Here is a 26029-nt window from a genome sequence, read left to right as displayed (position 1 = left end):
CGGACGCGCGGTCGTCAGGCCGCGCGCACGGAGGCCAGGAACCGCGTGACCTCGGCCGAGAGATGCTCGGACTGGCGCGAGAGTTCGGAGGCCGACGACAGCACTTGAGAGGCGGCCGCACCCGTACCTTCCGAGGCGCGTGCGAGACCGACCATGTTGCTCGTCACCTCGGTCGTGCCAGCCGAGGCCTGCCCCACGCTGGACACGATCTCCTGGGTGGCCGCCTCCTGCTGCTCGACCGCCGCCGCGATCGCCGTGGTGACGGCATTGATCTCGCGGACCCGCTCGGTGACCGAGCCGATCGCGCCGACCGCCTGACGCGTCGCGCCCTGGATCTGGCCGATCTGGCCGGAGATCTCCTCGGTCGCCCGCGCCGTCTGGCTGGCGAGTTCCTTCACCTCTGCGGCGACCACCGCGAAGCCCCGGCCAGCCTCGCCGGCGCGGGCGGCCTCGATGGTGGCGTTCAGCGCCAGCAGGTTGGTCTGGCTGGCGATGTTCGAGATCAGGCTCACCACATCGCCGATCTCCGAAACGGCGCCGCTGAGCTCCTGCACGAGCGAGACCGTCCGGTCCGCCTCGTTGACGGCCCGCTGCGCCAGATCCGCCGAGCCCGACACCTGCCGCCCGATCTCCTGCACGGATGCCCCCAGCTCCTCCGACGCGGCCGCCACCGTGTTGACGTTGACCGACGCTTCCTCGGCCGCGGCCGCCACCGCGCTCGATTGATTGGCGGTCTGGAACGCCGTGGTCGTCATGCTCTCGGCGGTGGCGTGCAGCTCGGTGGCCGAGGCGGAGACCATGCCGACGATGCCGCCCACCGCCTGCTCGAAATTCTCGGCCATCTGCCGCATGCCGGCCTTGCGCTGCTCCTCGGCCGAGGCGCGCGCGAGCGCGGTCTCCTCCTCCAGGGCGCGGGCGCGGATCAGACCGGCCTTGAAGACCTGAACGGCATCGGCGATGCGGCCGATCTCGGTGGCCTCCCCCTGATGCGCGACGCCGACGCTCAAGTCGCCGCCCGCGAGGGCCTGCATCGGCCGCACAACGGAGTCGATTCCGCGCGAAACGCCGCGGACGATGACGAGGGCGAGCCCGACCGAGAGAAGGATCGCGGCGGCGATCGCGCCCAGAACCTGGACCTTGGTCGCGGCGTAGGCATCGGTGGCGGCGATCTCGGCCGCGGCCGCGCCGTCGTTGTTGAGCTTGATCAGGGATTCGAGCGCCAGCGACGCGCGCCGCCGCGGGGGTACGGCCTCCGCCTCGTACAGGACCAGGGCCTGCGCCTTCTCATCCTGCCGCGACAGGCCCATGATCCGCTCGCCGACACCGGCAAAGGCGCGCCATTCCTGCCGGAACGTCTCGTAGAGCTTGCGTTCCTCGGGCGAGCTGACGAGCGGCGCATACGCATCCGCCGCGGCGTCGAGCTTCTTGCCGCGCTGAACGACATCGTTCTCGACGGCGGCAAGACTCTTGGCGTCGTTGGTCAGGACGTGCCGCAGGAGGCTGGTGTTGTAGCGGCCGGTCAGCGCGTCGACTTCGCCCGCCGTGCGGACGCTCGGAAGCCAATTCCGCTCGATGGTCTGAAGATGCCCATTGATGTGAGACAGGCCACCCAGGCTCACGACACCCAATGCGAGCACCAAGATCGTGAGTATCGTGAAGCTTCCGATCAGTTTCGCGCGGATAGACAGGTTCCGGACAGGCACGGCATGGCTCCAGACGCGACCTGAATTACATATGTTAGGTGGTCGCTGAGATTTTTTACCGTGAAATTACTAACTCATGGTCACCCGCTGCGATGGAGGGATTAAAACGCGATCGGCTTTTGATTTGCCAACTAAGCCCCGGAAAGACCTTGCGCAGCCTCATCCCGCCCCTTCGCTTCCCCGAAAGACAGGGCTCTGCAGCCGAGACCGTGCCGCGTCCGGACGAGACCGCGTCCGGCGCTCCGTAAGGCCGGCGGCCGGGCGGATTGCCACGACGACGGTTCGAAGCGGAACGGTCCCGCGGGCTCGTCACCGATTTCCCGCCGCAAGAGCGCTTCGACCGCATTTGCGGCCACCCGGTTTTTCGTTCATGTAGCGGCACCGCGTGCCGGGCGCGTCCCGAGCGCGCCGATCTGCCACCCGAACGCATCGGGACTTTGAACTCATGGCCACACCGGAATTCGACCTCGGCGACATCAAGCGCCGCATGCAGGGCGCCGTCTCGTCCCTGAGCAAGGATCTGGGATCGCTGCGCACGGGCCGCGCGACACCGAGCCTGCTCGATCCGATCCAGGTCGAGGCCTACGGCGCGTCGATGCCGATGGCCCAGGTCGCCACGGTCAGCGTGCCGGAGCCGCGCCTGCTCTCGATCTCGGTCTGGGACCGCTCGATGGTCACGAATGTCGAGAAGGCGATCCGCGAGTCCGATCTCGGCCTCAACCCGATGACGGAGGGCCAGACCATCCGCCTGCGCATCCCCGAGATGAACGAGCAGCGCCGCAAGGAGATGGTCAAGGTCGCCCATAAATATGCGGAGGAGGCCCGTGTCGCCGTGCGCCACGTGCGCCGCGACGGCCTCGACATTCTCAAGAAACTAGAGAAGGACGGCGCCATCAGCCAGGACGACGAGAAGCGTCAGGCCGGCGACGTGCAGAAGGCCACCGACGACGCGATCAGCGAGATCGACGGCGTGCTGGCGGGCAAGGAGAAGGAAATCATGCAGGTCTGACGCCTCCGGCCTGGATCGAACGGGACGGTTGGCGGGGCCGCGCCGGGCCGCAGCGGCGTGAGAGGCGGCCAAGGGAGCGGCGAAGGGTGCGCCAAGAGGGGGAGGCTGCGTTGGTTCGCTCGGAAGGCGCGCGGCAGATCGGGGATACGGCGGGTGCCGCCCCCGAGGGAGCGGCGCCGCCAGCGCCGCGGCACGTCGCCATCATCATGGACGGCAACGGCCGCTGGGCCGCCAGCCGGGGCCTGCCCCGCTTCGAGGGGCACCGCCGCGGCGTCGAGGCCGTCCGCCGGGCCGTGCGCTCCGCCATCACCCTCGGCGTCGATTATCTCACCGTCTACAGCTTCTCCTCCGAGAACTGGCGCCGGCCGCCCTCGGAAATCTCCGAGCTGATGGGCCTGCTCAAGCTGTTCGTGCGCAGCGATCTCGCCGACCTGCACGCCAACAATGTCCGCGTCCGGGTGATCGGCGACCGGGCCGACCTCGCGGCGGATATCGCCGGCCTGCTCGACGAAGCGGAGACGCGCACCCGCGCCAATACCGGCCTGAACCTGGTGGTGGCCTTCAATTACGGCGGCCGCCAGGAGATCCTGCGCGCGATGCGGCGCATCGTGTCCGCCGTCGCGGAAGGACGGCTGCAGCCCGACGAAATCGACCTGTCGACCGTCACGGACGCCCTCGACACCGCCGGCATCCCCGACCCGGATCTCGTGATCCGCACCTCCGGCGAGCACCGGCTCTCGAACTTCCTCACCTGGCAGACGGCCTATGCCGAGTACGTGATCGAGCCCGGTTTCTGGCCGGATTTCGACCACGACGCCTTCCTGGCCGCCGTCAGCGAGTATCATCGCCGCGACCGCCGCTTCGGCGGTCTCAGCACCGGGGCCGGCTGATGGCGCGGGACGAGGCGGCTCCCCCGGCGCCGGCCCAGCGGGCGCCCTTCGCCAACCGAGAGTTCGGCCTGCGCGTGGCCTCGGCGGTCGTGCTCGGCGCGGCGGTGCTGGGCAGCCTGGTGATCGGCGGCTGGGCCTTCGCCGCGGTCTGGCTGATCGCCGGGATCGTCGGCGCGGCCGAGTGGCTCGCCATGACCCGTTCCGAGCCGCTGCTGCCGCTGCTCGGCCTCACCGGCGCGACCTTGTTCGGCGTGCTCGCGGCCGTGCTCGTCGGCGCACCGCTCTGGGTGCCGCTCCTCGTCCTCCTCGCCGGAAGCCTCGGACTGCTCGCCCTCGGCCACGGTCCGGGCCGGCGCAAGCCGATCTGGGGCCTTCTCGGCGGCGCGGTGGTCGCCCTGGTGCCGACGCTGCTGCGGATCGATCCGGCCATCGGCATCGTCGGGCCGGCCTGGATGTTCGCGGTGGTCTGGTCCACCGACAGCGTCGCCTACTTCACCGGTCGCCTGATCGGCGGGCCGAAGCTGATGCCGCGGGTGAGCCCGAAGAAGACGTGGTCCGGCGCGCTCGGCGGGCTTGCCGCCGGCGTGATCGGCGGAACGGCGACCCTGCTCGTCGCCCGCGCGCAGGGCTGGGACGCCCTGCCCGGCCTCTCGCCGGCCTTGGTCGCGGCGCTCAGCGGCCTCGCCTCGATCCTGTCGATGGGTGGCGACCTCGTTGAATCCGCGCTCAAGCGCCGCTACGGCGTCAAGGATTCCGGCCGCTCGATCCCCGGCCATGGCGGCGTCATGGACCGGCTCGACGGCTTCTTCGCCGTCGCGCTCCTCGCCGGCCTGTGCCTCGCCGCCCTGCGGCTCCTGAATGCCTGAACGGAACTTGATCCCGTGAGCCTCACCGTCACCGTCCTCGGCGCCACCGGCTCGATCGGCCGCTCGACCACGGACCTCCTGTCCCAGCATGCGGGCCGCTTCCGCATCGGGGCTCTGGTCGGCGGCCGGGACGCCGCGGCCCTGGCCAAGCTCGCCCTGGAACTGCGGCCGGATTTCGCTGCGCTCGCCGATGACAGCGCCGGACCGGCGCTCGCCGAGGCGCTGGCGGGCTCCGGTATCCCGAACGGCGCCGGCGAGACCGCGGTGCTGGAGGCGGTCGCCCGCGAGGCCGACATCGTCGTCGCCGCGGTGAGCGGCGCGGCGGGCCTCAAGCCCACGCACGCGGCGCTCCGGCTCGGACGCACCATCGCGCTGGCCAACAAGGAGAGCCTCGTCTGCGCGGGCGACGCCTTCATGCGCGACGCCGGACGCTACGGCGCCCGCATCCTGCCGGTGGATTCCGAGCACAACGCCCTGGCCCAGGCCATGGGCGACGGGCGCGTGTCCGATATAGCCAAAATGACGCTGACCGCCTCCGGCGGCCCGTTCCGCACCTGGACTCGCGAGCGCATCGCCGCCGCGACCCCGGCTGAGGCTGCCGCCCACCCGACTTGGTCGATGGGCATGAAGATCAACATCGATTCCGCCTCGCTGATGAACAAGGGGCTGGAACTGATCGAGGCCCACCACCTCTTCGCCATCGAGGCCGGCCGCCTCGACGTGATCGTCCACCCGCAATCGATTGTCCACGGCCTGATCGCGTGGCGCGACGGCGCGGTGACCGCCGGGCTCGCCATGCCCGACATGCGCGTGCCGATCGCCCACTGCCTCGGGCTGGGCGACCGCCTGGAGATCGCCCGCGGGCGTCCGCTCGATCTCGCCGCGACCGGCAGCCTCACCTTCGAACCGGCGGACGAGGCGCGCTTTCCCTGCCTGCGCGTCGCCCGCGCGGCGCTGGCCGAGGGCGGCGCGGCGCCGACCGTGATGAACGCCGCCAACGAGATCGCGGTGGCCGCCTTCATCCGCGGCGCGATCCCGTTCTACGGCCTCGCCGAACTGGTCGAGCGGGCGGTCGAGCATTTCGCCGCCGAGTTCCGCCAGGCCCCGCAGGACGTCGAAGAGGCCCTGGCCATCGACGGGCGGGTGCGCGCCTGGAGCCTGGAGGCGGTCCCCGCCGCCCGCGCCGTGGGCTGAGGCGGCGATTAACCTCTACGAAGTGTTGTCGGGGACGAACGCCCCGGCTCCGGCGGGTGCGCCCCCGATTAGATCTCGCGCTCGAACGTGAGGCGTGCGACGATCCGCGACTTGCCGGCCGTGGGCCCGCTCTGCCAGGGCGGGCGGTCAAGACCGGATTCGCGCCGAACGTGCACGGATCTCCTACGCGTATCGCGGCCTGAAGGATGATGGCCATGGAATTCTTGAGCGGCATGGTCGGCAACGCCGCCGGCTTCTTCGGCGCGGTGATCCCGTTCCTGATCGTGCTGACGATCGTCGTGTTCGTGCACGAGATGGGCCACTTCCTGGTCGGGCGCTGGTGCGGAGTTGGCGTGACCGCCTTCTCCATCGGCTTCGGCCCGGAGGTCGTCGGCTTCACCGACCGGCGGGGAACCCGGTGGAAACTCTCGGCGATCCCCCTCGGCGGCTACGTGAAATTCGTGGGCGATGCCAACGGCGCCAGCGTGCCCGATCCGGAGGCCGTCGCCCGCATGAGCCCGCACGAGCGGGCGGTCAGCTTCCCGACCCAGCCGGTCGCCAAGCGCGCGGCCATCGTCGCCGCCGGCCCCATCGCCAACTTCATCCTGGCGATCGCCGTCTTCGCCGGCGCGATCTATTTCAGCGGCCGCTACGAGACGCCGGCCCGCGTCGAGGCGGTGCAGCCGAACAGCGCCGCCGCGCGGGCGGGCTTCCAGCCCGGCGACGTGATCCGCACGATCAACGGCGAGCCGGTCAAGACCTTCAACGAGATGCAGCGCGTCGTCTCGGCCGCCGCCGGCTCTTCGCTGGCGGTCGCCGTCGATCGCGGCGGCCAAGTCCAGACTCTGACCGCCGTGCCCGACATGATCGAGGAGCGCACGCCCTTCGGCCGCCACCGCTTCGGCCGGCTCGGCATCAACGGCCCGAAGGCCGACGCGGCCAAGCTGGTGCATTACGGCCCGTTCGAGTCGCTGAAGCTCGGCGTCCACGAGACGGCCTTCGTGGTGGAGCGCACCTTCGATTACATCGGCAAGCTCGTCACCGGCCGTGAATCCGCCGACCAGCTCTCCGGCCCGATCGGCATCGCCCGGGTCTCCGGCGAGGTCGCGCGCGTCGGCGGCGTGGGTGGGCTGATCGGTCTGGTCGCGCTGCTGTCGGTCTCGATCGGGCTCCTCAACCTGTTCCCGATCCCCCTCCTCGATGGCGGTCACCTGATGTTCTACGCCTTTGAGGCGGTGCGCGGCCGCCCGCTGAGCGAGCGGGCCCAGGAGATCGGCTTTCGCATCGGGCTCGCCTTCGTGCTGATGCTGATGCTGTTCGCGGCCTGGAACGACATCCTCAATCTGGGCGCCTCGCTGAGCCAGCGCGGCACCTGACGGGCAGGCACCCTCGCCGCCCCGAATCGACGGCCCGGCGCCCGCGCCGGGCCGTTCGCATTTACGGTGAAGACCGGCTTACCGTGGTCCGAACACGAATGGGAAAGTCGTGTCCTCGACCTCATTTACGCCCTATTCACGCTAATCTCAGATCAGTTGTCGAGGCGCTTCGCCGTTAAGTGGCGCGAAGGCCACGACCCCCCAAAATCCCGGTATGTCGGACGGCCCTCGCGTTTGCTTCGTGGGGGAATCCCGATACAAGCGTGGCTGGGACCAGAGGGCGGTGAGCCTTAAGGGCGGCCGCCTGCGGGTGCGAACCCGTGCTGAGATAAAAAGAGACGGGCGATTACATGATGTCGATGACGGGAAAGCGCCGGCGAAAGTCGGCGGAGCGTGCCATCGTTCTGGTCGCCACCGCCGCCAGCGTGATCCTCGGCGGCGCGGCCGCACAGGCGCAGCAGATCGTCGTCGAAGGCAATCGCCGTGTCGATTCCGACACGATCCGCTCCTACGTCACCGGCACCGCCTCCGGTTCGCCCGAGGAAGCGCGGCGCAATCTTCTCGCCACCGGTCTCTTCTCCGACGTGCAGGTCTCCGGCCGCGGCGGCACCACCGTGGTGCGGGTGCGTGAGAACAACGTGGTCGGCCGCGTCTTCTTCGAGGGCAACAAGAAGATCGAGAAGGCCACTCTCGAGAGCGTGGTCGAGACCAAGGACCGCGGCGCCCTGAGCCCGGCGGTGGTCGCCGCCGACGTCGAGCGCATCCGCGACGTCTACAAGCGCTCGGGCCGCGGCACCGCCAAGGTCAGCTACCGCCTCGTCGACCTGCCCACCGGTCGCTCCGACGTCGTCTTCACCATCGACGAAGGCGACAAGACCGGTATCCGCGCCATCAACTTCGTCGGCAACAACGCCTATTCGGAATCGACCCTCAGGGGTCTGATGTCGTCCTCTGAGATGAACTTCCTCTCGTTCATCAAGACCTCCGACGTCTACGATCCCGACCGCATCTCCGCCGACCTCGACATCGTCCGCCGCTACTACCTCAAGAACGGCTACGCCGATTTCCGCGTCGTCAACGCCGATGCCCGCTACGTCGAGGCCGGCGAGGAGACGGGCTGGGTCATCACCGTCACCGTCGAGGAAGGCGAGCAGTACACCGTCGGCGCCGTGGCCGTTGACCCGCGCATCCCCGGCATCGACCGCGAGGCGCTCGACGGGCAGATCCGCGCCCAGGTCGGCGACGTCTACAACGCCGAGGACGTGGAGAAGACGCTGGTCGGCGTGACCAACGAGGTCAACCGCCAGGGCTATCCCTTCGCCCAGGTACGCCCGACCGGCCAGCGCGACCGCGCCACCCATCAGGTGGCTCTCGGCTTCGTCGTCGAGGACGGTCCGCGCGTCTACGTCGAGCGCATCAACATCCGCGGCAACACTCGCACCCGCGACTACGTCATCCGCCGCGAGCTCGACCTGACCGAGGGCGATGCCTACAACCGCGTGCTCGTCGACCGCGCCGAGCGCCGCCTGAACGGCCTCGGCTTCTTCAAGAAGGTGCGCTTCTCCAACGAGCCGGGCTCGTCGCCGGACCGGGTGATCGTCAACATCGACGTCGAGGATCAACCCACGGGTTCGTTCTCGGTGGCGGGCGGCTACTCCACCCAGGACGGCATCATCGGCGAGGTCTCGGTCTCCGAGTCGAACTTCCTCGGCCGCGGCCAGTACGTGCGGCTGGCGGTGCAGGGCGGCCAGTACGCCCGCGGCATCGACTTCTCGTTCACCGAGCCGTACTTCCTCGGCTACCGCCTCGCCGCCGGCTTCGACGCCTTCTACAAGTACTCCGACCTGACCCGGTACTCGCGCTACGAGACGACCGTCTACGGCGGCCAGCTCCGTCTCGGCCTGCCGATCACCGAGGAGTTCGGCGTCACCTTCCGCTACTCGATCTACAACACCGAGCTGCGGGTGCCGAACACCATCAAGCGTCCGTACAACGACTGCTCGGTGGCCATTCCCGGTTACACCGTCCTCAACCCGGCCGGAACGATCGATCCGGCGACTGGGCGCGATGTGGGTGGCCTTCCGGCCTATCCGAACTGCGCCTATGACGGCGAGGCCTCGATCGCGCTCAAGGGCCAGCAGGGCAACGTCCTGACCTCGCTCGCGGGCGTCACCCTGGCCTACTCGACCCTCGACAACCTGCAGCGGCCCTCGAACGGCTTCTACGGCGAGTTGAAGCCCGACATCGCCGGTATCGGCGGCGACTCCAAGTTCTTCCGCGTGACGGGCGACGCCCGCTACTACAAGGAACTGTGGGAGGACGTGGTCGGCTTCGTGCGCGTCCAGGGCGGGCACATCTCGGCGCTCGACAACCAGCCGCTGCGCATCACCGACCAGTTCTTCCTCGGCCCGTCGCTGGTCCGCGGCTTCGCTCCGAACGGCCTCGGCCCGCGCGACGTCGGTATCGCCGACGCCCGCTCCAACGCCATCGGCGGCACGACCTACTTCGGCGCCACGGTCGAGGTTCAGTTCCCGATCTGGGGTCTGCCGAGGGATCTCGGCCTGAAGGGCGCGGTCTTCGCCGATGCCGGTACGCTGTTCGGCTATGACGGCCGCCGCAACTTCGACGTGAACGGCGACGGCTTCATCAACGGCTTCGCGCCGGGATCGGGCTGTAACTACCGGAACTTCGGTGCCGGCGCGATCACGGTCGAGCCCGAATGCGTGAACGTCCGCGACAAGCCGACGATCCGCTCCTCGGTCGGTGCCTCGATCCTGTGGAACTCGCCGCTCGGCCCGATCCGCTTCGACTACGCCTACGCACTGTCCAAGGACGAGGGTGTCCAGACGGCGCTGGGCAAGGTCGGCAAGGACCAGACCCAGGCGTTCCGCTTCTCCGGCGGCTCGCGCTTCTGATCCGCGATACACCTGCTTGAAGGAGCCGTGCCCGACCGTAACCGGTCGGGCACGGCTCTTTTGATTCCTGACGAGTCATCCGTTCCGCCCCGGGCGGGTGCTCCCTCCGGCGAAGAGCGCTATAGCGGCACTCGGACCCCTCCCCTGCCGGCGCCTTTCGAAGCTCATGTCAGATCCCGTCTTCATCGCGCCGAGAGGCGGCTTGACCCTCGGCGCCGTCGCCGATGCCTGCGGCGTGCCCCTGCCCGAGACCGTCGACCCGGCGCTGCCGGTGACCGGAGCCGCCCCCCTCGAAACCGCGGGACCGACCGAACTCGCCTACATGGACAATGCCCGCTACGGCGAGGCGCTGGCCGCGACGCGGGCCCTGGCCTGCCTCGTCTCGCCGCGCTTCGCCCCGCGGGTTCCGTCCGGTACGATCGCCCTCGTAACCCGCGATCCCTACCGCACCTATGCCGGGCTGCTGGCCCGCCTCTACGAGGAGGCGATGCGGCCGGGCTCGCTGTTTGCCGCGAGCGGGATTTCCCCCGGCGCCCATGTCCATCCGCAGGCGCGGCTGGAGGACGGGGTACGGATCGATCCCGGCGCCGTCGTCGGCCCCGGCGCCGAGATCGGTTCGGGCACGGTGCTCGGTCCCAACGCCGTGGTCGGGCCCAATGTGAGGATCGGCCGCGACTGCTCCATCGGCGCCGGCGCGACCTTGACCCACGCGCTCGTCGGCAACCGCGTCATCGTCCATCCCGGCGCCCGGATCGGTCAGGACGGGTTCGGCTTCGCCATGGGCGCGGGCGGCCACATCAAGGTGCCGCAGGTCGGCCGGGTCATCATCCAGGACGATGTCGAGATCGGTGCCAACACGACGATCGACCGGGGCGCTTCCCGCGACACGGTGGTCGGCGAGGGCACCAAGATCGATAACCTCGTGCAGATCGCCCACAACGTGGTGATCGGCCGCCACTGCGTGATCGTCTCCGGCGTCGGCATCTCCGGCTCGACCACGCTGGAGGATTACGTGGTGCTCGGCGGACAGGTCGGCGTCGTCGGCCACCTGCGCATCGGCATGGGCTCGCAGATCGCCGGCTCCTCCAACGTCAACCGCGACGTGCCGCCGGGCTCGCGCTGGGGCGGCACGCCGGCCAAGCCGGTGCGGACATGGTTCCGCGAGATGACGACGCTCGCCCGCCTCGCCGAGCGCGGAGGAAAGGACGAGGCCGAGGGGTAGTTTCAGGGCTCTGCCCTGAGACCCGCCAAAGGACTTGCCCTGTGGGAGCCCGTGACCGGGCTCGGCGCGCTCAAGGGGTTTCGAAGAGAGACCGGATCTCGGGCGAAGCCGCCCAATGCTCGACCCGGTGACAGGTCAGGGTCTCGCGCGGCTGTGCCCGGTAGATCGCGAGACTTTCCGCGACGAAGGCGTCGAGACCGAGCGTCTCGGGCGGAGCGCCCCGGCGCTGGCGCCGCTTGAACACCGTCGAGCCCGCCACGCCGTAGAGCACCGCCACCGGCGGATAGACCGGCCAGATCGCGTCATCCAGGAGCGCGTCCGGCGCGTAGGCCTCGACCGCGACCGGGCGCGGCGCGAGCCCGGCCTCCCGCAGCAGGCGCGCCGCGATGTCGCCGAGCACGTTCAGGCGCGGGTGGTTGATGTTGTGCATGAACAGGCCGCCGCGCGACCAGCGCAGCAGATCGTCCGAAAGATCGAAGCCGATCGCCCGGCTCGACGCGATCAGGTCCGCCGCGGCGAGATCCCAGGCGTCGAGATAGCCCAACCGCGAAAACACCTCCTCGCGGAACAGCCCGAGGATCCGCTCCCCCGGCAGGTCCCGGAGGAAGCCGAACAGGGTGATCGCCGAATGGTAGGTGCCGAGCGGCGAGGACACGAGTTTCACCCGCGCCACCGAGGTGAGGTCGCCGACATAGACCGCGTCGGGATGGAACGCGGTGAAGACGATCGAGGGGAAGAGCCGCATCCGCGGCAGCCGCTCGCGCAGGGCCTCGGAGCCGCCCTCGGGAAAGAAGCCCGCCGGGAAGGGCTGGGAGAAGACGTGGTCGCAATCCTTGAGCGTGGCCGCGAAGCCGTCGAGACCCTGGCCGCGCCGGCCCAGCGTGCTCATCGGTATCAGCCGCACCCGGGCTCCCGGCGCGAGCACGCGCACGGCCTCCGCCACGCCCTTCGCCTGGCAATTGCCGATCACCGCGATCCGGGGACCGTTCGGGGCGACCTCTTCCGACCCGCGCCGTCCGGCCCACGATCGGGAGACGGCCTTGAGCAGCCGCGGAAGCCGAAGGACCAAGGCGGCCGGCCTATTCGCGCCGCAACAGGCGGTCGACGACGATGTCGGACCAGAAACCGGCGCGGAAGCTTTGCGTCACCGCCTGCGGATCGTAGCTGTGCTCGACCCAGTCGAGGAAGCTCTGCCCGCGCGCCTCGCCCTCGCGCAGATAGGTGGCGAAGAACGCATCCAGGATGCCGGTCTTGGCGAAGCGGAAATGGCCGTAGCGCGGCGAGAGCTGGCGCAGGGCCTCCCGCACCGGCCGGCCCTCGTGCAGGATCAGGAACAGGGTGGCGGCGAGTCCGGCCCGGTCCGCCCCCGATTTGCAATGCATCACCGCCGGGTATTCGAGGCCGGCGAAGAAGTCGCGGGCCGCGAGCAGGGTCTCGCGGGAGGGTGCCTCGCGGGAGCGCAGCACGAACTCGACCAGCGTCAGCCCCTGCCGCTCGCAGGCCTCGCGCTGCAGCGGCCAGGACCCGTGCTCGCGCCCGCCGCGCAGCGACACGATCGTGCGCACGCCCTGGCGCTTGAACCATGCGAGCTGGTGCGGCGTCGGCTGGGCCGAGCGCCAGACCAGCCCGGTGCCGATCCGGTGCCGGTTGAGATAGGCGAGGCGGAAGATTCCGTGATCGACGAGCAGCATGTTCGCCCAGGCCTTGGCCCGGGAGACGGAGCCGTCGATCGGCCGCTCGAACTTCGCGATGCGGGCCATGCGCCGCGCATAGCGCGTCTCGGGAGGAAGGAAGCGGTTGAACACGGATCGCTGCGGGAGGCCTGTCGGAGCGTTCCTCTAACAGCCCGCGATTCGGGCGACAACGCGGACCGCTGCCGACGCCGTTGGATCGATGGCGGCGCGAAGCGGATGTCGCAAGTCGCTGGGGCGCGGTCTCGGCCCGTTGCCGAACCGGTGCCTTTGCCAGCATCATGTCTTGCCCGTTGGCAATCGGAGCTCGCGATGACGACGAACACGGTGAGCCTGCGCCGCGCCCGCGCCGCGGATGCCACCGGCCTCTCGGCGGTGTTCGATGCCGCGTGGCGCGAAGCCTATCAGGGAATCATCCCCGGGATCGCGCTGGAGCGTTTTCTCGCCCGCCGCGGGCCGGAGACATGGCGCGGCATGATCGGCGGCGGGCGGGGCCTCGCCGTCATCGCGTTCGGCGACCAGATCGCGGGCTACGCCGCCTACGGCCGGGTGCGGGACCGGGCCATGCGGACGGACGGCGAGATCGACGAACTCTACATCGCCCCGGAATTCCAGGGCCTCGGGCTCGGCACCCGCCTCTTCCGGGCCGTCCGCAACGACCTGATCGACCGCGGTCTCACCCGCATCGGCGTCTGGGCGCTCGCCGACAATCCCCGCGCCCGCAGCTTCTACGAGGGCTTGGGCGGGGTTGCCGGTCCGGAATCGGTCGAGCGCGTCTCAGGCATCCGCCTGCCGAAGATCGGCTATCTGTTCACCTGATCGCGCAGCGGAGCCGATCCGATCGTTCGGACCTGACGCGCACCACCGGCTCGAACGATGCGGGCGCCCTGCTGGCGGCGACATGCTAGACCCGTATCCGGCCTGATTGCATCACGCCGGCGTCTCTAGCTCATTGTTTTGGCGCGCCTTCTCTCGACGAACCGGTGACCACTTCGTCGGAATGCGCTCTAGAAGAACGGGCCGTAGCCGAAGCCGGGACCGTAACCGACCGGGCGAAGCGGCGGCCGGACGAAGCGGGGCCCGTAGGCAAAGCGCGGCGGCCCATAGGCGAAGCGCGGCGGCGGTCCGTAGGCGAAGGGGGGCGGCCCGACAGCGTCGGGATCGAAGAACACCTCGCGCACGATCCGGCGCGGCCGGTAGATCGGCCGCTCGACGATGACCTCGCGCACGATCCGGGTCCGGTAGACGGGCCGCTCGACGATGATCTCCCGCACGAGCCGTCGTGGCCGGTGGGCGGCATGACGCCGGACCGTCCTGGTTTCCCGAACCGTGCTGCGGCCGTAGCCGGCCTCCTCGTCCGCGCGGGCCGGTGTGGCGTCAGCGAAGGCGCCCGCACCCAGGGCCAAGGCACCGACGGCGATGATGGCAATGCGCTTCATGTCACGCCCTTGCGTCGCGTGGGCCGAGCCGACCCGCGCGCTGGGTTGTCCGCTTATGCTTACGCTTGAACCGCTCGCGTGTTCCCGCGCGAGCCGCCGGACGGATGTGGGATGGATGCGGGATCTTGCAAGTGAAGGCGGCGAACGGGGCGCGGTCCGGGCTTGAGGCAATGCCGGGGCGCTCGATGCGGTATTTGTGCCGCGGGACGCTGGAGGACGCGCCAACTTGGCCTGAGGAACGATTTCATTTCCTGCCCGCTCACTCTAAGACATCGAACGATGGGTGCGGCATCGTGCGCTGCTCCCGCACGATGCATCCGTTGGACGGGGGCGACGCGTCCGGCGGCCGGATTTCAGAGAGCACAGGCCCATGGACATCAACGCCATCTCGATCGGCAAGAACCCGCCGGAGGACGTCAACGTCATCGTCGAAGTTCCGCTCGGCGGCGAGCCGATCAAGTACGAGATGGACAAGGATGCCGGCACACTCGTCGTCGACCGGTTCCTCTACACGCCGATGTTCTATCCGGGGAATTACGGTTTCATCCCCCATACCCGCTCGGGCGACGGCGACCCCTGCGACGTGCTGGTGGCCAACACCCGCGCCATCATCCCCGGCGCGATCATCTCGGTGCGGCCCGTGGGCGTTCTGGTGATGGAGGATGATGGCGGCGAGGACGAGAAGATCATCGCCGTGCCCTCGCGCAAGCTGACCCAGCGCTACAACCGGATCGAGAACTACACCGACCTGCCCGAGATCACGGTCAGCCAGATCCAGCACTTCTTCGAGCACTACAAGGATCTCGAGCCGGGCAAGTGGGTGAAGGTCGTGCGCTGGGGCGACAAGGCGGAAGCCCAGCGCCTCATCCTCGAAGGCATCGAGCGCGAGAAGGCCCACAAGGCCGGCTGAGCCGCTTCCCGTCCCTTCGGGCTGCGGCTGACATCCGTCGCGGCCCGGAGGACTTCAACCGCCTCGGGTCCGGCATCCGGGATGGTGCGATGTGCCGGAAACCCGAAGGCCGCTCGTATCCCGGCCAAGCTACCAGCGATAGTTGAGGCCGAGCAGCCCCGTATCCGAATGCGGACGGCGGCCCCGAATCACAACAGGCCCGACCGGGCCGCCATCGTCACGGTACCACGCGGGTGGATACCGAGGCGCCCGTCAGGATCGCGTTGATCGAACTCGGCGCGTGGACCGAACCCACCACGATGGTGAGCCGGCTCTCCCGCGCTAGGGCGAAGGCGGCGGTGTCCATCACCTTGAGATCGCGGGCGATGGCCTCGTCGTGGGTGATGCAATCGTAGCGGATCGCCCCCGGGTCGCGCTTCGGATCGGCCGAGTAGACGCCGTCCACCTGCGTCGCCTTCAGCACGGCATCGCAACGCAGCTCCGCCGCGCGCAGGACCGCGGCCGTGTCGGTGGTGAAGTACGGGTTGCCGGTGCCGCCCGCGAGCACGACGACCTGGCCCTTGTCGAGGTGGTGCAGGGCCGGCTGCCGGGCATAGGTCTCGCAGATCGTCGGCATCGAGACCGCCGACATGGTCCGCGCCTGCACGCCCGCGGCGTTGAGCGCGGTCTCGATCGCGAGCGAGTTCATCACCGTGGCCATCATGCCGAGCGAGTCGCCGGTGGCCCGGTCGATCCAGCCGGCCTGGGAAATGCGCGCGCCGCGGATCAGGTTGCCGCCGCCCACGACCACCGCGATCTGGATCCCGCGGGAGACGGTGGCGGCGATGTCCTCGGCCAGGGCCGCCAGCATCGGTGGGTGCAGCCAGTACCCGTCGGGGGCGGCCAAGGCCTCGCCGGACAGCTTCACGAGGACTCGGCGGTAGGGCGTCGTCTCCGGCATCGGATCCTCGTCGGCTCGGGCTCAAACAGCGCCGCGGCTTCTAACAACACGAGGGCCGGAACGTCGAGGGGCGGCGGCATCGCTGCCGCCGCCCCTTTCGGACGACCTGTGAGGATCGGTGACGATCAGCGCGACATGCTCGCCACTTCGGCGGCGAAGTCCGGCCCCTCTTCCTTCTCGATGCCCTCGCCGAGCGCGTAGCGGACGAAGCCCTTGATCGCGACCTCGGCGCCGGCCTTGCCCGCGGCTTCCTTGAGCACCTGGGTGATGGTCTTGGAGCCGTCGTGGACGAAGGGCTGCTCCAGGAGGGTGACCTCCTTGTAGTAGCTCTTCAGGCCGCTCTCGACGATTTTGGCCATCACGTGGTCCGGCTTGCCGGCGTTCTTCTCGCGCAGGATGTTCGACTCGCGCTCGACCACGGCCGGATCGACGCCGGAGGCGTCCAGCGCCACCGGGCTGGTGGCGGCGATGTGCATCGCGATCTGGCGGCCGAGGGTGGAGAGGAACTCGACGTCGCCCTCGGACTCGAGCGCGACGAGCACGCCGATCTTGCCGAGGCCCTCGCTGATCTGGCCGTGGACGTAGGAGGCGATCACGCCCTTGCTCACTTCGAGCTTCTCGACGCGACGCAGGGTCATGTTCTCGCCGATCGTGGCGATGAGATTCGAGAGCTTCTCCTGAACCGTCTCGGACGAGCCGGGGAAGGTCGCGGCCTGGAGACCCTCCAGGGTGCCGTCGGTGTTGAGCGCGAGCTTGGCGGCCTCGCGGGCGAAGGCCTGGAAGCCGTCGTTGCGGGCGACGAAATCGGTCTCGGAGTTCACCTCGACGACGGCGGCGTGGCGGCCGGCGGACTCGACGGCGACGAGGCCCTCGGCGGCGACGCGGCCGGCCTTCTTGGCGGCCTTGGCGAGACCCTTCTTGCGCAACCAATCCACCGCCGCCTCGAGGTCACCGTTGGTCTCGTTGAGCGCGCCCTTGCAATCCATCATGCCGGCGCCGGTCTTTTCGCGAAGCTCCTTCACGAGTGCGGCGGTGATGTTGGCCATGGCGATCCTCTCGGGGTCTGAAAGTGCGGGTCTTGAAGCGAATGAGCCCGGCGCTCGTTGAAAGCACCGGGCTTTGCAGCGTGATGACACTCGGGCCGCCGGGAGAAGATCCCGGCGGCGCGCGTGAGATTTAGGCGGCGGCGGCCTCGACGAAGCCGCGGGACTGCGCGATCCAGCCGTCACGGTCGATCCGGCCGTTCAGCTTCAGGTCGGCGTCGAGCTTGGCCACGTCCTCGGGCTGCATGGCGGCGATCTGCCAGTAGTGCCACACGCCGGCATCGTTGAGCTTCTGCACGAGCTGCGGGCCGACGCCGGTGAGCTTGGTCAGGTCGTCCGGCGCGCCGCGCGGGGCAGCGAGCTGCTCGAAGTGCTCGGTCGACTCGGCGAGCGCGGCAACGTCGGCCGGGGCGATCGCGTCGGAAGCGACGGAGGCCACGACGTCGTCGTTGGCCGGCAGCTCCTCGGCGGTCGGCTCCTCGGAGGCGCCGACATCGATGCCGAGCGCGCCCTGGCCGCGGCCGATACCCTCGATCGCCGCGCGGGCGATCAGGTCGCAGTACAGCGCGATGGCGCGGCCGGCATCGTCATTGGCCGGGACGATGTAGGAGATGCCGTCCGGGTTGCAGTTCGTGTCGACGATGGCAGCGACCGGGATGCCGAGGCGCTGGGCCTCCTTGATCGCCAGCTGCTCCTTGTTGGTGTCGATCACGAACAGCAGGTCGGGCACGCCGCCCATGTCCTTGATGCCGCCGAGCGCCTTCTCGAGCTTCTCCTTCTCGCGGGTCAGCATGAGGCGCTCCTTCTTGGTGAGGCCGACAGCCCCGCCCTCGAGCGTCTCGTCGACCTTGCGCAGGCGCTGGATCGAGCCGGAGATGGTCTTCCAGTTGGTCAGCATGCCGCCGAGCCAGCGGGAGTTGACGTAGTACTGGGCCGAGCGCTTGGCCGCCTCGGCGATGGCGTCCGCCGCCTGGCGCTTGGTGCCGACGAACAGCACGCGGCCGCCGCGGGCGACGGTGTCGCTCACCGCCTGGAGGGCGGCGTGCAGCGCCGGCACCGTCTGGGCGAGGTCGATGATGTGGATGTTGTTACGGGTGCCGAAAATGTAGGGCTGCATCTTCGGGTTCCAGCGGTGCGACTGGTGCCCGAAATGCGCGCCGGCCTCGAGGAGCTGGCGCATAGAGAAATCGACGGCCATGATTCTTTGTCTCTCCGGTTGATACCGCCGCGGAGGATGTAGCCGGCATCTCGCCGGCCACCGGAAACGCCCCATTCAGGCATGGGGCCGGCTCCGCGTGTGGAATGGGCGGGGCGTTAGCAGAGACGGGGCGGGATGGCAAGGCGGCTCCCGCCAACCTGCCACGCCGCCCCGTTCCGCCGCCGTCCTCAGGAGGCGCGTCTCCGGCCTCAGGCGGCCCGCACCGTCGCGAGAAAGCGCGCGACCTCGGCACCGAGGTGGTCGGCCTGCTGCGACAGGGCGGAAGCGGAAGCGAGCATCTGGCTCGCCGCCGCGCCGGTCTCCTCGGCTGCCCCCGCCACGCTGGCGATGGTGCTCGTCACCTCGCCGGTGCCGGTGGCCGCCTGGCCGACATTGATGACGATCTCACGGGTGGCCGCCCCCTGCTGCTCCACCGACGAGGCGATCGCGGTGGCGACCGAGCTGATCTCGCGGATGCGCCCGGCAATGCCGCCGATCGCGGCGACGGCCTGATCGGTCGATCCCTGTATCTGCGTGATCTGGCTCGAGATTTCGGCGGTGGCCTGGGCGGTCTGGCTGGCCAGTTCCTTCACTTCGGCCGCAACGACCGCGAAGCCGCGACCGGCCGCTCCGGCGCGGGCCGCCTCGATCGTGGCGTTGAGGGCGAGCAGGTTGGTCTGGGCGGCGATCGACGAGATCAGATTGACCACGTCGCCGATCCGGCTCGCCGCCTGGGCGAGATCCTGGACCAGGACACCGGTGCCGTTGGCCTCGCCGACGGCGGACTGGGCCAGGTCGGCGGAGCCCGCCACCTGCCGGCCGATCTCGTTGACGGAGGCGCCGAGTTCCTCGGCGGCGGCGGCCACGGTCTGAACGTTGGCGGAGGCTTCCTCGGCGGCGGCGGCGACGCTGACGGACTGGGCCGCGGTCTCCTCGGCATTCGCGCTCATCGACTGGGCCGTCGTGCGCAGCTCGGTCGCCGAGGCCGAGACCGTGGCCACGATGCCGCCGATCGCGGCCTCGAAGCGGTCGGCCATCTGCCGCATGCCGGCCTTGCGCTGCTCCTCCGCCGAGGCGCGGGCAAGCGCGGTCTCCTCTTCCAGGGCGCGGGTGCGGATGATGTTGTCCCGGAAGACATCGACCGCGGCCGCCATCTCGCCGATCTCGTCGCGGCGGTGGCCGTAGGGAATCGGCGAGGCGGTATCGCCCCCGGCGAGGCGGCGCATGGCGGCGCTCATCCGGCCGATCGGCCGCGACACGCCGAGGAAGGAGAAGGCGGTGGCGCCCACGGCGGTGAGAAGACTGACGGCGAGCATGATCATCGTCATGCGGCTCGCCTCCCGCTGAGCCTGCCGCACCTGGGCTTCGGCCGTGCGGCTCGCAGCGAGGTTGATGTCGATGAGCGCCCGCACCGAGGCCGAGGCCGCGAGGTAGTTCGTGTTCATCGGCCCGCGGAAGGCGGCCATCGCCTCCTCGTAGCGGTCGGCCGGATAGGCGCGCAGCCGCTCCCAGTCGGAGAGCAGGAGATCGAGCTTGCCCCGGAGCGCGTCGTAGGCCGACTGCTCCTCGGGCGAGGCGACGAGCGAGCGGTAGGCCTCAACCTTGGCGGCGCGGTCCCGCATGAATTCCGCGACCTTTCCGACGCTCTCCGTCTTCGCCGCCTCGTTCTCGGCGGTCATGTAGCGGAACTGCCAGAGGCGCGTGCGGATGACGAGGGCGTTGATGGCGTTCGCCTCGTTCATCGACGGGACCGCGTTGTCGAGCAGTTCCGACGTCTTGGCGTCGATAGCGTCGAGCTTGGACAGCGTGACGACGCCCTGCGTCACGGACAGAGCGAGCATGATTGCAAACAGCCCCATCAGGCTGTTTCTGAGGGTGATCTTCATCCGACGTATCCCAGGGCGAGATACAACCCTTCGCCGAAGTCCCATTAACAATTAGTTCGATGAGCCGTTCTGCGCCTTGCGATCATTTGTTAAAAATAAACTTGCCCCTCCGGTCGCTGTAGCCTCGACCGTGAGCGCGGGCGCGGCCTGAACCCCGCGTCCTCTCTCCGGGCCGGGCGACACCGCTCCCACGCTGCTGACGAGGATCGGGCGCGCACCACCGGGCCGCCCGGTCCGTCGGGACATCCGTCCGACGACGGATGTTCACGCGCCGAAGGTTCACGAACCCCGCTGCGGGCAGAGAGGCCGGCATCGCCGGCCCCGAGGATCGCCAGATGTCGAAGATCCCTGCGCCGGACGCTCAGGCCGCCGAGGCCACCGCCGGCGAGATCATCTTCCGGGCCTTCTTGTCCTCGGTCGTGCCGAGGAAGGCCTGGGCCTCCTCCTTGCGCTCGAAGACGTGGGGGGCGACGCCGCGCTTGGTCAGGGCCTCCTCCATCTTCAGGCGCAGGAAGGCGCTGGTCGCGTAGCGCGTCGTCGTCGCGTAGTAGTTCGCCTGGAGATATTGGATCATCCCGGCATAATCGTCGTAGAGATTCTCGTTGAGCCGGAATCCGTCGTGGTTGATCACGGCGTTGACCCGCTGGCCGGCCTTGCGGCAGGCCTCGACGATGGTCATGCGCAGTTCGTCCATGTCGCTCTTCACCCGGCAGTACCAGCCCTCCAGGTTGATGAAGAGGATGTTGCGCTCGGTATCCAGGCTGACCCGCGACTTCAGATCGAGGTTGAGCAGGTCCGAGATCAGGTCCATCGGCTCGTCGCGGAAGATGCGCGCGTCCATCGGCACCGGATTGCGCACGATCGGCGCGAAATCCATGTGGGCGAGGATGTCGCGCTCGATGTCGATGCCGGGCGCCACCTCGATCAGTTCGAGCCCGTCCTTGGTGAGCTGGAACACGCAGCGCTCGGTCACGTAGATGACGGGCTGCGAGCGCTCGACCGCGTAGGGGCCGGAGAAGGTGTTCTGCTGGACTTCCGTGACGAACTTCCGGGCCCTGCCCTCCTGGACGATCTTCACCTGACCGTCCTGCACGGCGATTTCCAGGCCGCCCGCGGTGAAGGTGCCGGCGAAGACCACCGAGCGGGCGTTCTGCGAGATGTTGATGAAGCCGCCGCAGCCGTTGAGCTTGCCCCCGAACTTCGAGGTGTTGACGTTGCCGGCCCCGTCGCACTCGGCCATGCCGAGGCAGGTCATGTCGAGGCCGCCGCCGTCGTAGAAGTCGAACATCTGGTTCTGGTCGATGATGCAGTCGGCATTCGTCGCCGCGCCGAAGCTCGACCCCGAGGCCAGCACCCCGCCGACCGCGCCGGCTTCCGTGGTGAGCGTGATGTAGGGTGTGATCTTCTCCTCGTTCGCCACGGAGGAGATCCCCTCGGGGGCGCCGACGCCGAGATTGACCACGCCGTTGGGCGGCAGTTCGAAGGCGGCGCGCCGGGCGATGATCTTGCGCTCGTTGAGCGCCATCCGCTTGATGCCGGTGACCGGAACGCGGATCTCGCCGGCCAGAGCGGCGTCGTACATCACGCCGTAATTCATGCGGTGCATTTCGGGCTCGGCCACGACGACGCCGTCGACGAGGATGCCGGGTACGCGCACGTCCTTGGGCAGCAGGTAGCCGTCATCGACGATGCGCTCGACCTGGGCGATGACGATGCCGCCGTTGTTGCGCGCGGCCATGGCCTGCGCGAGGCAATCGAGGGTCAGCGCCTCCTTCTCGAAGGAGAGGTTGCCCGACGGGTCGGCGGAGGTGGCGCGGATGAAGGCCACGTCGATCTTGGTGGCGGTGTAGAACAGCCACTCCTCGCCATCGACCTCGACGAGTTTGACGATGTCCTCGGTGGTCAGTTCGTTGACCTTGGCGCCGCCGTGGCGCGGATCGACATAGGTCTTGAGCCCGACCTTCGAGAACAGCCCCGGCTGGCCGGCGGCGCAGGCGCGGTAGAGCTGCGAGATCACGCCCTGGGGCAGGTTGTAGCCGCGGATGAGGTTGGCCTGCGCGGCCTGCGCCACCTTCGGCATGCGTCCGAAATTGGCGGCGATGACCCGCGAGAGCAGCCCGTCATGGTGCAGACGGCCGGTACCGAGCCCCTTCGAGTCGCCCGCGCCCGCGGTCATGATCAGGGTGAGGCCGCGCGGGCTCCCGGTCTCGACGAAGCGCTTCTCCAGCGCCGCGTGCAGCGCCTCCGGGATGCAGCTCTGGACGAAACCCGTCGTGGTCAGGACATCGTTCTCGCGGATGAGGGCGATCGCCTCCTCGGCCGTGATGACCTTGTTCTTCTTCATGGAGCCTGCCGTCCTCCGCTTGCCTGGCCCGGCCGGGCGGTACCGTCCGCCTCTTGCCGCTTCCGCCCGGAATAGTGTCGCCCGGCCCCGCAGGATCGGATAGTTTCCGTCCGCATCGAGCCGCGTGAATTCTGCATGCATTTATCATTGCAGTGCATCGATATGCTGTCGCACTGCAATAAACTGCACATCTTGCTTGCGACAATACCCGAAAACCTTGTCAGCTTACGCCTGAAAAACTCTTCGTTCCAGCTTGAGAAAAATTGCAGACGTCCGTTGACGGACCGCGCTCCCGGCGAGGGCGGCTCGGGCCGCCTCGGCCGGACGGCAGCCTCCCACCGGCCGCGCTTGCTCGTGCCGCGGCGCATGATTACGAGAGCCCGCGATGCCCGGAACATCCTTCGGGCCGCTTTGAACACTCGAAGATCTTTCGGAGAATTCCCATGGGCTTTCTCGCCGACGCCCTCTCGCGGGTGAAGCCGTCCGCGACCATTGCGATGACCCAGAAGGCCCGTGAGCTGAAAGCCTCCGGCGTCGACGTCATCAGCCTCTCGGTGGGCGAGCCGGATTTCGACACGCCCGACCACATCAAGGAGGCGGCGATCGACGCGATCCGCCGCGGCGAGACCAAGTATCCGCCGGTCTCGGGCATCAACCCGCTGCGCGAGGCGATCGTCAAGAAGTTCAAGCGCGAGAACGGGCTCGACTACAAGGTCTCGCAGACCATCGTCGGCACCGGCGGCAAGCATGTCATCTACAATGCGCTGCTGGCCACGCTGAACCCCGGCGACGAGGTGGTGATCCCGCGCCCCTACTGGGTCTCCTACCCGGAGATGGTGATCCTGTGCGGCGGCACGCCGGTCTTCGCCGACACCGACATGGCGCACGACTTCAAGCTCCAGCCGGAGGATCTCGAGCGCGTCATCACGGCGAAGACCAAGTGGATTATCCTCAACTCGCCGTCGAACCCCTCGGGCGCCGCCTATACCCGCGACGAGATGAAGAAGATCACCGACGTGCTGATGCGCCATCCGCAGGTCTGGGTGCTCACCGACGACATGTACGAGCACCTGACCTACGGTGACTTCGAATTCGTCACCCCGGCCCAGGTCGAGCCCGGCCTCTACGACCGCACGCTCACCATGAACGGCGTCTCGAAGGCCTATGCCATGACCGGCTGGCGCATCGGCTACGCCGCGGGCCCTGAACAGCTCATCAAGGCGATGGACTTCGTCCAGGGCCAGCAGACGTCGGGGGCCTCCTCGATCTCGCAATGGGCGGCGGTGGCGGCGCTCGACGGCACGCAGGAGCACCTCGCCCGCTTCAAGGCGGCGTTCCAGGAGCGGCGCGACCTCGTGGTCTCGATGCTGAACCAGTCGAAGGGCCTGAAGTGCCCGGTGCCCGAGGGTGCGTTCTACGTCTACCCGTCCTGCGCCGAGCTGATCGGCCGGACCACCGAGACCGGCAAGACCATTGCCACGGACGAGGATTTCGTCACCGAGCTGCTTCAGGCGGAGGGCGTCGCGGCGGTCCACGGCTCAGCCTTCGGCCTCGGCCCGAACCTGCGCATCTCCTACGCCACTTCCAACAAGACCCTGGAAGAGGCCTGCCGCCGCATCCAGCGCTTCTGCGGCTCGCTGCGGTAAGCGGCGCCTGGAGCATCATCCCGAAGCCGGCCCTCGACTTTCGGGATGATGCAAAAACAAGAGGCCGGAGCATTGTCTCGGATACGATATCCGGGAAGTGCCCCGGGCTGCCGCGGAAGCCCCACTCGACAGACTTCCGAGACATCATCCGGCGATGGTGGCGCCAGTCCAGGGATTAACCGGGGCAGCGCCGGTCTTCCGATCATCTTCGATGTCGCCGGTCGCGAGCATCAGCCCATGCTCGAGCGCCGTCGCGGCGATGATGAGGTCGGGCTGCGAGAAGGTGTGGCGGATCTTCCGTTCCTCTTCGACGATCATCCGCCAGCGCAGCATGACATCTTCGGTGACCGAAAGGATGCGGTCGCGAAACATCGGGCGGACCTCCGAGGCCAGCCACGCCTCAGGGCCGCCCGCTTCGCCTCATCATCCCGTCGCTCGATGCCGAACCGGATCTCGGCCAAGCTCACCGTGCTGACGTGCAAACTGGCCAGCGGTTGAGCACTCAAAGGCGACGACGTTCGGATCCGGTCGAGCCCTGCGCAACTCCGAGAGAACGTTCGTACCGAGCAGCCAACCTGTCACAGCACTGGGTCGCGGACGGGCATGGGGAGACCTTCCGGCTCGATCTCGACATCTCGGCAGGGCGAAGCCGGAGAGGCTGCGACCAGAGCCGCCCCCGTCGCCTCCCCCTTGAGGCGGCGGAGCTCCTCGGCGGAGATGACGACGACCTCCTCCTGCCCAGGGACTGTTACGTGCTGCGGTCCCTCGTTCCGGACGCACCGGACAAGTTCACCGAAGCGGGCGCCCGCATCGGCCGGCGGCCACGAAGGGGCCGGCGTGCCTCCCGGGTCGGTCGGATCAGCCCTGTCGGTCATGCCATCCAGACTAGCAGGTTCGATCCCGGCTTTAACGCCGCGGGGCACGGCCGGCCGATCCCGCGATGCGCAGAGCGCATCGCGGCGTCACGGCGCGGTTGCCCGCGGCGGCGCGGGCCTCTACATCGGCCCTCCCCGCGGCCGATGCGCCTGACGGTTTCGCGAGCCCTCTCGGGCCTGCGTGGCGGCGGGGCCGGCAGTGACGGGGCGGTGCGGACCAGTTCTCTGCGCCGTTCCTGTGACGCTCAGTGGGCCGAGCGGCTGCCGGTGCGTCGGGAGCGCGGGGAACAGGAACCGCGATCCCGGCGCAAGGCCCACCTCTCTGCCTCCCCATCACAGGCCGAACAGCACCGGTCCTCGCACGCCGAACCGGAGCGCCGTTAACGGTCTTTCTCAAGGGAAAACAAACCGCTCGCAGGCAATCTTTCGCACGTTGTCCGAGAAAGGTCGCTCCATGTCTCATGCCGGCAGAGCCCGCGTTTCCGCCCGCCAATACCTGCCGGAATCGAAACTCGAAGACCTCGCCAGCAGCCTGCGGCGGCTCGCCAACCACCGCGGCCTGGTGCGCAGCGAAATCGCCAGCCCGATGCTGCTGCGTCTGTTGCCGCCCCCGCGGCGCGCCGAGCAGAAGAGCTACGAGGCCGAGCTGCGCCAGCGCCTGACCGACGCCAATCTCGACGGGTCCCGCATCGCCTACCTGATGGCCGATGCCGAGCGGGAAATCGCGATCGCGCATACCCGCCTGTCGGGCTGACTGCCGGACTGAGCCGGCCGCGCCGGTCGAGGGCTCACCCCGACATTAGCAAAGGATTGAAAGACGCTTCGCGCGCGCCGTCCTGTCGGGCCGCATGTCGGCGCCTACTTGCTCCGCCGATGCGTTTG

Annotated in this window: 22 protein-coding genes; 11 read left to right on the top strand and 11 right to left on the bottom strand. The window is 68.8% G+C overall.

Going from position 1 to position 26029, the window contains the following annotated elements; translation table 11 throughout:
* Positions 1-14: 14 nt before the first annotated feature.
* The gene (locus MPPM_RS10890; RefSeq protein ID WP_096485091.1) at positions 15-1703 is read right to left on the bottom strand and encodes a methyl-accepting chemotaxis protein; all 1689 of its coding nucleotides are present in this window, start codon (positions 1701-1703) and stop codon (positions 15-17) included.
* A gap of 445 nt (positions 1704-2148) precedes the next feature.
* On the opposite strand from MPPM_RS10890, the gene frr reads away from it, so the two are divergent.
* The 7 genes from frr (at position 2149) to lpxD (ending at position 11175) form a co-directional block, all read left to right on the top strand.
* Positions 2149-2712: a ribosome recycling factor gene (gene frr, locus MPPM_RS10885; protein ID WP_096485090.1), complete on the top strand. Its 564-nt coding sequence runs from the start codon at positions 2149-2151 to the stop codon at positions 2710-2712.
* A gap of 110 nt (positions 2713-2822) precedes the next feature.
* Positions 2823-3602 (top strand): isoprenyl transferase, encoded by a 780-nt coding sequence (locus MPPM_RS10880; RefSeq protein ID WP_096485089.1) that lies wholly within the window; start codon positions 2823-2825, stop codon positions 3600-3602.
* A complete protein-coding gene (locus tag MPPM_RS10875) occupies positions 3602-4468 on the top strand; it encodes a phosphatidate cytidylyltransferase (protein WP_096485088.1) in 867 nt (288 codons plus the stop codon). Before MPPM_RS10880 ends, MPPM_RS10875 begins: the two co-directional genes overlap by 1 nt.
* A 15-nt stretch (positions 4469-4483) precedes the next feature.
* Complete coding sequence (gene dxr, locus MPPM_RS10870) at positions 4484-5662, top strand: 1-deoxy-D-xylulose-5-phosphate reductoisomerase (RefSeq protein ID WP_096485087.1); 1179 nt, start codon at positions 4484-4486, stop codon at positions 5660-5662.
* A gap of 215 nt (positions 5663-5877) precedes the next feature.
* Positions 5878-7038, top strand: coding sequence for an RIP metalloprotease RseP (gene rseP / locus MPPM_RS10865; RefSeq protein WP_096485086.1), 1161 nt, complete (start codon positions 5878-5880; stop codon positions 7036-7038).
* A 350-nt stretch (positions 7039-7388) separates the two neighbouring features.
* A complete protein-coding gene (gene bamA / locus MPPM_RS10860; protein ID WP_096485085.1) occupies positions 7389-9953 on the top strand; it encodes an outer membrane protein assembly factor BamA in 2565 nt (854 codons plus the stop codon).
* A 166-nt stretch (positions 9954-10119) separates the two neighbouring features.
* A complete protein-coding gene (lpxD, locus tag MPPM_RS10855) occupies positions 10120-11175 on the top strand; it encodes a UDP-3-O-(3-hydroxymyristoyl)glucosamine N-acyltransferase (protein ID WP_096485084.1) in 1056 nt (351 codons plus the stop codon).
* Positions 11176-11245: 70 nt separating this feature from the next.
* On the opposite strand, the gene MPPM_RS10850 is transcribed toward lpxD, so the two are convergent.
* Positions 11246-12244, bottom strand: coding sequence for a WcbI family polysaccharide biosynthesis putative acetyltransferase (locus MPPM_RS10850; RefSeq protein WP_096485083.1), 999 nt, complete (start codon positions 12242-12244; stop codon positions 11246-11248).
* A gap of 10 nt (positions 12245-12254) precedes the next feature.
* Complete coding sequence (locus MPPM_RS10845; RefSeq protein ID WP_096485082.1) at positions 12255-12980, bottom strand: fused DSP-PTPase phosphatase/NAD kinase-like protein; 726 nt, start codon at positions 12978-12980, stop codon at positions 12255-12257.
* Positions 12981-13178: 198 nt separating this feature from the next.
* Between MPPM_RS10845 and MPPM_RS10840 the strand changes: the two genes are divergently transcribed.
* Positions 13179-13685 (top strand): GNAT family N-acetyltransferase, encoded by a 507-nt coding sequence (locus MPPM_RS10840; RefSeq protein WP_096485081.1) that lies wholly within the window; start codon positions 13179-13181, stop codon positions 13683-13685.
* A 188-nt stretch (positions 13686-13873) separates the two neighbouring features.
* Here MPPM_RS10840 and MPPM_RS28885 read toward each other — a convergent pair whose 3' ends face one another.
* Entirely contained in the window at positions 13874-14305 is a 432-nt protein-coding gene (locus MPPM_RS28885; RefSeq protein ID WP_244573536.1) for a hypothetical protein, read from the bottom strand.
* Positions 14306-14675: 370 nt separating this feature from the next.
* Here MPPM_RS28885 and ppa point away from each other — a divergent pair, with 370 nt between their 5' ends.
* Positions 14676-15215, top strand: a complete 540-nt coding sequence (gene ppa / locus MPPM_RS10830; RefSeq protein WP_096485080.1) for an inorganic diphosphatase — start codon at positions 14676-14678, stop codon at positions 15213-15215.
* Positions 15216-15432: 217 nt separating this feature from the next.
* On the opposite strand, the gene pyrH is transcribed toward ppa, so the two are convergent.
* From pyrH to MPPM_RS10805, 5 genes are all read right to left on the bottom strand, one after another.
* Positions 15433-16155 (bottom strand): UMP kinase, encoded by a 723-nt coding sequence (pyrH, locus tag MPPM_RS10825; protein WP_096485079.1) that lies wholly within the window; start codon positions 16153-16155, stop codon positions 15433-15435.
* Between the two features lie 125 nt (positions 16156-16280).
* Positions 16281-17201 carry a translation elongation factor Ts gene (gene tsf, locus MPPM_RS10820; protein ID WP_096485078.1) on the bottom strand — a complete coding sequence of 307 codons (921 nt, stop codon included), beginning with the start codon at positions 17199-17201 and terminating at the stop codon, positions 16281-16283.
* A gap of 130 nt (positions 17202-17331) precedes the next feature.
* Entirely contained in the window at positions 17332-18396 is a 1065-nt protein-coding gene (locus MPPM_RS10815; protein WP_096485077.1) for a 30S ribosomal protein S2, read from the bottom strand.
* A 209-nt stretch (positions 18397-18605) separates the two neighbouring features.
* On the bottom strand, positions 18606-20282 hold the full coding sequence (locus MPPM_RS10810) for a methyl-accepting chemotaxis protein (RefSeq protein WP_096485076.1): 1677 nt from the start codon (positions 20280-20282) through the stop codon (positions 18606-18608).
* 361 nt (positions 20283-20643) lie between these two features.
* Positions 20644-22626 carry an acyl CoA:acetate/3-ketoacid CoA transferase gene (locus MPPM_RS10805; RefSeq protein WP_096485075.1) on the bottom strand — a complete coding sequence of 661 codons (1983 nt, stop codon included), beginning with the start codon at positions 22624-22626 and terminating at the stop codon, positions 20644-20646.
* 443 nt (positions 22627-23069) lie between these two features.
* On the opposite strand from MPPM_RS10805, the gene MPPM_RS10800 reads away from it, so the two are divergent.
* Complete coding sequence (locus MPPM_RS10800) at positions 23070-24272, top strand: pyridoxal phosphate-dependent aminotransferase (RefSeq protein ID WP_096485074.1); 1203 nt, start codon at positions 23070-23072, stop codon at positions 24270-24272.
* A gap of 144 nt (positions 24273-24416) precedes the next feature.
* Here MPPM_RS10800 and MPPM_RS28880 read toward each other — a convergent pair whose 3' ends face one another.
* On the bottom strand, positions 24417-24644 hold the full coding sequence (locus tag MPPM_RS28880) for a PIN domain-containing protein (RefSeq protein ID WP_244573535.1): 228 nt from the start codon (positions 24642-24644) through the stop codon (positions 24417-24419).
* A gap of 206 nt (positions 24645-24850) precedes the next feature.
* Positions 24851-25147 (bottom strand): type II toxin-antitoxin system prevent-host-death family antitoxin, encoded by a 297-nt coding sequence (locus MPPM_RS10790; RefSeq protein WP_096485073.1) that lies wholly within the window; start codon positions 25145-25147, stop codon positions 24851-24853.
* A gap of 454 nt (positions 25148-25601) precedes the next feature.
* On the opposite strand from MPPM_RS10790, the gene MPPM_RS10785 reads away from it, so the two are divergent.
* Complete coding sequence (locus tag MPPM_RS10785) at positions 25602-25901, top strand: hypothetical protein (RefSeq protein WP_096485072.1); 300 nt, start codon at positions 25602-25604, stop codon at positions 25899-25901.
* Positions 25902-26029: the final 128 nt, after the last annotated feature.

It is taken from the genome of Methylorubrum populi, assembly GCF_002355515.1.
Classification (GTDB): domain Bacteria; phylum Pseudomonadota; class Alphaproteobacteria; order Rhizobiales; family Beijerinckiaceae; genus Methylobacterium; species Methylobacterium populi_A.
This window is presented reverse-complemented; position numbering and strand designations above follow the sequence as displayed.